The 8151-nt window shown below is 44.0% G+C and carries 9 protein-coding genes; 1 reads left to right on the forward strand and 8 read right to left on the reverse strand.

Features of this window, described 5'->3' with window-relative positions:
* The 8 genes from V3V99_10755 to obgE form a co-directional block, all read right to left on the reverse strand.
* Positions 1 to 1065 (reverse strand): DUF4097 family beta strand repeat-containing protein, encoded by a 1065-nt coding sequence (locus V3V99_10755; protein ID MEE9443131.1) that lies wholly within the window; start codon positions 1063 to 1065, stop codon positions 1 to 3.
* A 20-nt stretch (positions 1066 to 1085) separates the two neighbouring features.
* Positions 1086 to 1649, reverse strand: coding sequence for a sigma-70 family RNA polymerase sigma factor (locus V3V99_10760; protein MEE9443132.1), 564 nt, complete (start codon positions 1647 to 1649; stop codon positions 1086 to 1088).
* A 133-nt stretch (positions 1650 to 1782) separates the two neighbouring features.
* Positions 1783 to 2118, reverse strand: coding sequence for a carboxymuconolactone decarboxylase family protein (locus V3V99_10765; protein ID MEE9443133.1), 336 nt, complete (start codon positions 2116 to 2118; stop codon positions 1783 to 1785).
* 98 nt (positions 2119 to 2216) lie between these two features.
* On the reverse strand, positions 2217 to 3326 hold the full coding sequence (locus V3V99_10770; GenBank protein ID MEE9443134.1) for a bifunctional phosphoglucose/phosphomannose isomerase: 1110 nt from the start codon (positions 3324 to 3326) through the stop codon (positions 2217 to 2219).
* The gene (gene ptsP / locus V3V99_10775) at positions 3326 to 5092 is read right to left on the reverse strand and encodes a phosphoenolpyruvate--protein phosphotransferase (protein ID MEE9443135.1); all 1767 of its coding nucleotides are present in this window, start codon (positions 5090 to 5092) and stop codon (positions 3326 to 3328) included. The genes V3V99_10770 and ptsP overlap by 1 nt, the downstream gene beginning before the upstream one ends.
* A gap of 60 nt (positions 5093 to 5152) precedes the next feature.
* Positions 5153 to 5425 carry an HPr family phosphocarrier protein gene (locus V3V99_10780; GenBank protein ID MEE9443136.1) on the reverse strand — a complete coding sequence of 91 codons (273 nt, stop codon included), beginning with the start codon at positions 5423 to 5425 and terminating at the stop codon, positions 5153 to 5155.
* Position 5426: 1 nt separating this feature from the next.
* A complete protein-coding gene (gene dprA, locus V3V99_10785) occupies positions 5427 to 6572 on the reverse strand; it encodes a DNA-processing protein DprA (protein MEE9443137.1) in 1146 nt (381 codons plus the stop codon).
* On the reverse strand, positions 6520 to 7500 hold the full coding sequence (gene obgE, locus V3V99_10790; protein ID MEE9443138.1) for a GTPase ObgE: 981 nt from the start codon (positions 7498 to 7500) through the stop codon (positions 6520 to 6522). Before obgE ends, dprA begins: the two co-directional genes overlap by 53 nt.
* Before the next feature lie 148 nt (positions 7501 to 7648).
* Between obgE and V3V99_10795 the strand changes: the two genes are divergently transcribed.
* The gene (locus V3V99_10795; GenBank protein MEE9443139.1) at positions 7649 to 7999 is read left to right on the forward strand and encodes a carboxypeptidase-like regulatory domain-containing protein; all 351 of its coding nucleotides are present in this window, start codon (positions 7649 to 7651) and stop codon (positions 7997 to 7999) included.
* Positions 8000 to 8151: the final 152 nt, after the last annotated feature.

Consider the following 8151-nt stretch of genomic DNA (forward strand, 5'->3'; position numbering starts at 1 on the left):
TCAAAATTCCGATAGAGTTATATCTCCTGATCTTGTTATCAGCGATACTTTCGGTCCTCCATGACCAAAACTTCCGGTTATTCTCGTTTTGGAAAAAGAATCAATTGAAATCGGGACCTGGGTATTGATATCACCCGATCCCGCTTCAAGCTTTATCTCACCTCCGGAAGCAACCGGAATTAAAAACTCGATTGATCCCGAAATTGTTTCAACAAAATAATCTTTGGCCGAATTCAACTCGGTTTTAATATTGATATTTCCCGACTCGGTAGAAACATCAAGTGCCCCAAAATCCTGTAAAATATTGATCTTCCCCGAAGTTGACTGGAGCCTGATATCGCCCTCGATATGCTTCAAATCTATACTACCGGTTGTCTGGCTCAGGACTAAATCACCGATAAGATATTCGCCCGTCATCAGCCCGGAGCTGTTGCGAATCTCGACGTTGCCGTTGATGGAATAAAAATTAACATCTGAGCCGTTGGCATTGATGCTTACTTCACCCTCAATATCATTCAGTTCCACCAATCCGGAAGTAGTCGTAATTTCCAGATCACCCTGATTATCCCGAATGATGACGTTACCGGCCGTGCCAGAGACAAATATTTTCCCGCGAATCCCGGTCGCCTCAATATTTCCCGATGAGTTGTAGATATCGGCGTTGCAATCAGTCGGAACCGAAATGACAAAATCGATTGAACCGTAAGACGGTTCGCCCGATTTGCCCAGAATTTTTTGCCAGAAAGAAGGCGACCGATCGTGAATTCTCAAAAATTGAGGCTCAATCGAAAAATGACCATCAACCGAGGCGACGCTGATCTGGACATGGTCGGCGATTAAATCAGCCTCATCTTTACTATCGGCGATTATTTTTTTAACGGCGTCAACTTTCAATTTATAATCATTATTGGTCGTCAGAATAATTTTTCCATTGGCGTTGTTTATGGTCAGTTCCAGACCGGGCTCGACATTTATTATCTTTTGATATTCATACTCATATGTTTTCCCGAAAGATAACCCTGCCTGAAGTATGACTATTGTTAGAACTATGATAAACCGAGACAAAACCACTTGTTAGCCTCCCGTCAGATACCTCGCAATCTCTTTTTCAAAAGCTCTCGAGCGCGAAATATCCTGGCTTTTACCGTTCCAACCGGAACTCCCAGTTCATCGGCGATCTCCTCGTATGATTTTTCTTCCTGATGCCTGGCGATGATAACCCGGCGGTATTTATTGGGCAAAGCGCCGATCGCTTCGTCAATCGATAACGCTCTCTCGCGCCGCTCCATTTCTTCCTCGGGATGATGCCGGTTATCCGGGATATCGATTGTTACCTGGCCGTCTTCGGTACTTATCGGATTATCCAGCGATAACGCCTTAATTCTCTTTTTCCTGATATAATCGATAGAAGCATTAGCCGCGATTTTATACAACCAGGTCGAAAATCGAAATTCGGAACGATAGGTTGTCAAAGAACTAAAGGCTTTCATAAAAGTATCCTGGACCAGATCGGACGCGATTTCCTTATCCCGTACAATCCGAAAAATAACATGAAACACCGAATCCTGATGTTTCTCAACCAGGCCTTTATACGCCTTCTGATCGCCTTTAAGGGCTTTCTCTATCAGTTTATCGTCATCTATTGGCAACTCTTTGCCCTCTATCTAAAATACGTCACAGAACTTTGTTAGTTTCAGGCATGGCGTTCCAAAATACCCTGTAACCGGTTAAAACACAATATAAATAACATTCGCCGGGAGAAACCCGGAAATACTGACCAAATTACTTAGCAGTCCACAATTCGTAAGCGCGACGCAAATGTGGAATAACGATTGAGCCGCCAACTATAAGCGCGATTGACATAACCTCATCAAATTCCTCATCGGACACGCTCTGTTCCATACAACGGTCAAGGTGATAAGTTATACAATCATCACAGCGCAAAACCGTCGAGGCAACCAGGCCTAATAATTCTTTAGTTTTAACGTCGAGAGCGCCTTCTCGATAACAGGCGGTATCAATTCCAAAAAAGCGCTTAATATTAATATTGTCCCGATCGAGAATAACCCGATTCAAGGTTTCTCGACGCTCGCGAAAGGCCTTAATTTTTTCATTCATGTAAAAAATCTCCTGTTTTAACGATTGGAGTTATCAATAAAATTATGAGAAGGGAAAACTACAAGCGATAATTGTGGCGATTTGCCTTTTCAGATTGGCTAATCGAGCTCGCTAAGTCTTTGTTTTAATTCCTCAATTAGACTTACTGGTGTTGGGTCTTCATCGTTTAGAATTGCCAGATAAAAGCTTGTAAAATCAGCTATCTGAACGATTGAAAACAATCTTTGGAGTTCATCGTCACCGCCAGAATTAATCTCAATTACTTCTACACCTTTGGCTTCAATCATTTCTTTTACAATATTCATTCGGGCTTTGATCATGATACGGCTACTAATCAATTCATCGGAAGAAGTATAATCAGAACGATCCCTCAACAATATTACTATAACTTTGTCTTTGAGTAATTCTATGTTTTTCCAGCCGACAATTTCATTATGATTGCATTCGGGGAATTGATTAACGAATGATAATACTTTAGCGTTTTCACTTAATTGCCCTTTAAATCGTATGGCCGCAGGAGATGTAAAACTGGTATTGGAATAAATTATTGGGATTCTATTATGGAGCTTTTCGGCCAACTGCTTACACCGATTTTTTTCTGCCACCTTATCCTTCAAAAATGATTGCGCTTTAATATCCAAATATGATGCCAGATTATCCAGATGCCGGGGTAGGTGATGAGAAACACCTAAATTATACAAAAGCATCATTAATAATCCGAATGAATACCCCAGTGCCGCTCGAGGCTGAAGACCTTTTTTCGGTGATAGAATCGGGATTTTTTTCTTGATTGCAAATTCACCAATCGCCCCACCGGTTGTAATTGCAAATATTTTACATTTCCGAGAAACGGCCTGATACATAGCCATCAAAGTTTCTTCTGTATTCCCCGAATAAGATGAAACAATGACAACCGTTTTATCACGGGCAAAATATGGAAGGCTATAATCCCGGGAAACAATAATCGGTATTCTGGGATATTCTTCCAAAACCGCACCAGCCAAATCTCCTCCGATAGCCGATCCTCCCATACCGCAGATAACTATATTGTCGATTTTATCCATATCCGGAAAAGCTTCAGGATCAATTTTAGTTTGCTCCCAGATTTTAATCGCCTCCCGAATTTGATTGGGAAAATCGACAATGGCGTCATACATCCCGCCCGGATCAAGCTCCCGGATATTTTCCAGATTATCAAGAATGTTCATTACAGCCAACTGCCCTTCTTCTGTTGTCGTGTATATTCAGAAGCCTCACGCAGAGCCCGCGTTACTTTTTTGACGGTTGTCAATCTCATCAGGCGCGACACAAACCGTTTGGCCTGGATATAATCTATATGCGAAATCCAGTCAGCGACTCCCGGTATCAGGGTCGGATTCATCGACAGTTCATCGACGCCAAGCCCGACGAAAAAGGGAGCCATATTTTTATCGCCTGCCATTTCCCCGCACACCGCCACGGGGATGCCGTTATCATGGGCAGCCAACACCGTCATTTGGATCAGCTTCAACACCGACGGATGATGAGGGGTATAATATTTGGCAACGCGATGATTGGCGCGGTCGGCCGCCATCGTATATTGAATCAAATCATTGGTCCCGATCGAAAAGAAATCAACCAGCTCGGCCAGGTAATCGGCCTGCATCGCCGCCGAAGGGATTTCAATCATGGCGCCGACACTGATATTATCATCAAAAGGTATCCGCGATCTCTTCAATTCGTTTTTTACCGATTTTATCAAATTGCGCGTCGAGATAATTTCCGGAGCATCGGAAACCATCGGCAAAAGTATTCGGATATTGCCCGAAACCGAGGCGCGGAGAATAGCTCTGATCTGAGTCTTTAATTGCTTACTCGAATCAAGAGAAACGCGAATGCCTCTCCAGCCAAGAGCCGGGTTCTCTTCCTGAAGATTTTCCATTCCATCGGCATATTTATCTCCTCCGAGATCAAAAGTTCTCAAAGTCACCGGAAGGGGGCGGAATTTTTCAGCAATACGGGAATAATTCTGATACTGTTCTTCTTCGGACGGAAACAATTGGTCATTGAAATACAGAAATTCCGTGCGATAAAGTCCGACTCCGATACCCAGACGAATCAAATGTTCATCCAGGGGTCCGGGAATCTCGAGATTAGCCGCCAATCCGTAGCGATGACCGTCCCGGGTTATAGGAACAATGGATTTGGCGCTGCTAAGAACGGCAAACGGCTGCGAACGCTTGCGAGATCGGATACGCTGGTAATTGCGGAGAATACCCGAATCCGGATTAAGAATCACTTCGCCGTTATTGCCGTCAATAATCATTGTCATACCGGTTGATAATGATTCGGCAATATTAATATCCGTCATAACGGCAGGAATCCCGAGGGAGCGCATGATCAATCCCATATGGGATGTCGGCCCGCCTTCCTCGGTCAAAAATCCGACGACTTTCTTTTTAGAATAAGACATAACCTGGCCGGGACTGAAAATCCGCCCGACCAAAACCGTCGACTTTTTAAAATCATTTTGAATACCTTCACCGACACCGAGGAGTAAAGATAATACCCTCTCAGAGACTGATTTTATATCATTTATCATCTGCCGCAGGTACGGGTCACGCGATTTTTGCAGACGGGATAGAGTTTCGGCCAGAATTTCCTGAAAAGCGTATTCGGCGTTGACTCGCTCATCCTGAATGGTGGCAATGACATTCTCCTGAAATTTCTTGTCGGAGGCGATCATGACCTGGGCATCAAATACATTGGCCCCCTGGTCTCCGATAGCGCGAACCGCCTTATTCCGGGCTAATTCCAATTCGGAAACGGTTTTTTCAAGCGCCGTTTCCAAACGAACCACTTCGGATTTAATTTTCTGCTGGGGAATCGCTCTTCTGACAACTTGCAGGGTCGGATCCCTGACTACCTGCACCTCACCGATGGCTAAGCCCCCGGAAACCGGGACACATTTTATTTTGAAATTTTCCTTTATCATTACATATCCCCGCCTTATGATAATTTCCCCCTCGTTATCTTATTATCCTAAAAACAATAATTAATACGCGTCTCTGAATTTCCGTTTAAACAATTTTACCAATGCCCTGGACGCTTCTTTTTCATCGATCCCTTTAACTCTAAGAATGAGCCTGGTTCCATGCTCCGCCGCCAATGCCATAACGCCCAGCATCGATTTGGCGTTGATCGTCATATCCCCCCCCTTTATCAAAAATATCTCGGATTCAAATTGCGCCGCCACTTGAACTACCTGAGCGGACGGCCGGGCATGAAGACCCAATTTATTTGTTACGGTTACCGTTTTCTCTATCATGCTAAACCGCGATGAACCGTTTCCCCGATAATTGCTTTATCAAACCTCGTAATTCCAAACTAAGCAGGAATCCCGAAACACCATTGGCCGTCATACCGCTCTTGCGCACCAAATAATCGATCTGTTTGGGCGAATCCGAAAGAAAATCGAAAATCAGATTTTCACCTTCTGACAATTCTTCAACTATCTTTTTATCGGGCGCAATATAATCATTTTTTAATTCCGGCAATACTGAAAAGATATCCTCCGGAGAGGTTAATATCCGGGCTCCGGTTTTAATCAGGTCATTGGCTCCCATTGATTGTCTTGATGACAATTGTCCCGGAACGGCAAACAACGCTTTTCCCTGCGATAAAGCCAAATCTGCCGTCAACAACGCTCCCGATTTTTGACCGGCTTCCACTACGATTACCGCCTTGGAAAGACCCGAAATAACCCGATTGCGCCGAGGAAAATGCCCCGAGTTGGGTTCGGTTCCCGGGAAAAATTCGGAAATCACGGCGCCGTTTTCACTGATTTCCCCATACAGTCTTTTATTTTCTCGCGGATAAATAACATCAATGCCCGATCCCAGAACGGCCAGAGTTCTGCCGCCGGTCTGCAACGCTCCCCGATGCGACGAAGAATCAATCCCAATCGCCATGCCGGATACGATTGTGACGCCGTTTGCTGCCAGCTCACCGGCCAATTTACTGGCAGTCATTCTCCCATATTCCGATGCGTTGCGGGATCCGACCAGGGCAACGGCATTAATATCCGACGGACCGAGATTTCCTTTTATGAATAGAAACGGAGGCGGATCATAAATTTCGGATAAGCTTTGGGGATAATCCTCATCAAGGAGCGTTAATATATTTATCCCGTTTTTGTCCGCCCACTCTTCCAATCGCCGGCCGTAATTCAAGTCCAGCTTCGTTTTTATTCGAACCGTTATTTCATCACTTATTCCCGGAATCTGTTTGAACTTATAACTATCCCAATCGAGTATATCCGAGGCTCGTTCGATTCGGGACAAGATTGCCCTGATTTTCACCGGTCCGATATTGCCGACCGCGGCCAGACTCAAAATAATCGCTTGCGCGCTAACGGTGCCTTTACTCATCGCCTGATTCAACACCTGCCAGTAATTGATTAAGTAATCTATCAATGCCGTCTCCGGTAACGGCTGATATAAAATTATAATCGGGAAAGTTCTTCTTCATTTCATCAAGTTTTTCCGAGTCAATGATATCGATCTTGTTTATGGCCTTCACTATTAATCGCCGGGTTAGCTCGGGATCATATTTATCGAGCTCTGTATATAGATTTTTAAACGTAATCTCGATATCCGATTCATACCCGTCTATTATAAAAAGCAATACGGCTGTTCGCTGAATATGCCTGAGAAATTGATGGCCCAGACCTTTACCCTCGCTGGCTCCCTCGATAATGCCCGGAATATCAGCCATCACCATTGTCTTATAATCATGCATCCTGACAATGCCCAGATTGGGTACCAGAGTAGTAAAAGGATAATCTGCTATTTTTGGTTTGGCCGCGGTAACTCTCGATAATAGAGTTGATTTTCCGGCATTGGGATACCCGACTAATCCGATATCAGCCAGTAGTTTCAACTCCAGAGCTATCTTCATCTTTTTCCCCGGCTGTCCGGGCGTCGCCTGCCGCGGGGTTTGATTAGTGGACGACTTGAAATGATTATTTCCTTTGCCGCCCTTGCCGCCCGGAACGACTATTGATTGCATGCCATCTTCATCGAGATCTTCGATGATATCGCCGCTCTCCAAATTTTTTATTATAGTTCCAACCGGAATCTGCAATATTATATCATTGCCGTTACGACCTGTCTTAAGGCTCCCCATTCCCGGCTGGCCCTTTTGGGCTTTGTAATGACGCTTATACCTGAAATCCATGAGAGTTCGCAAATTCTCATCGGCTTGAAATATAATATTGCCCCCGCGACCACCGTTTCCCCCGTCCGGACCTCCTTTGGGCATAAATTTTTCCCTCCTGAATGAGATACACCCGTCCCCGCCTTTACCGCTTTCAATCTCTATGTCCACATAATCGATAAACATGTAGTGGCCCCTCCAAAAGCCTGATGAAATTCTTCGCTATTATCCCGTTGTTAAATATATATTTAAATGACACGCAAAATCCATCACTTTTTTATATTAAAAATAGATGTCAATGATTAGATTGGGAAACAATTAAAAAGGAGAATATATGAAATTGCATAGAGCTATCCTGGGATTAATAGTCTTTATACTTGGAATAACCATTTCATGCGATAATACCGGCGTCGAAAAAGAATCGATGGATCTGGCCGGGAGAGTTACCGAAGCTGATACATCAGTTTACCTTGAAGGGGTTATTGTTATAGATAACCTGAAAAATACCGCCGACACAACTGATGAAAATGGATACTTCACACTGCGCGATATTAGTTTCGAGAAACATATGGTATCATTTGAAAAAGAAGGATATGTTAAATTCGAAATGGAAGTTGATTACCCCGGCAGTCTCTCCCACCCCCTGGTCAGCAAACACGTGATTCTGGAGAAGGCAGGAGAATAAAAACAATAATAATTATGACTACAATGGCACTGTCAGGAATTTTGTGTAAACAGTTAATTTGTTTTTTCAAATCTTCGGTACTCTTTCGCCAAATCGTATCGCAAATTGATGGACTGCCAGCGACCAGTTCCTAATCGGCATGGTCCATTTTT

The sequence above is a fragment of the Candidatus Zixiibacteriota bacterium genome, assembly GCA_036480375.1.
In the GTDB taxonomy this organism is placed as follows: Bacteria; Zixibacteria; MSB-5A5; order GN15; family JAAZOE01; genus JAZGGI01.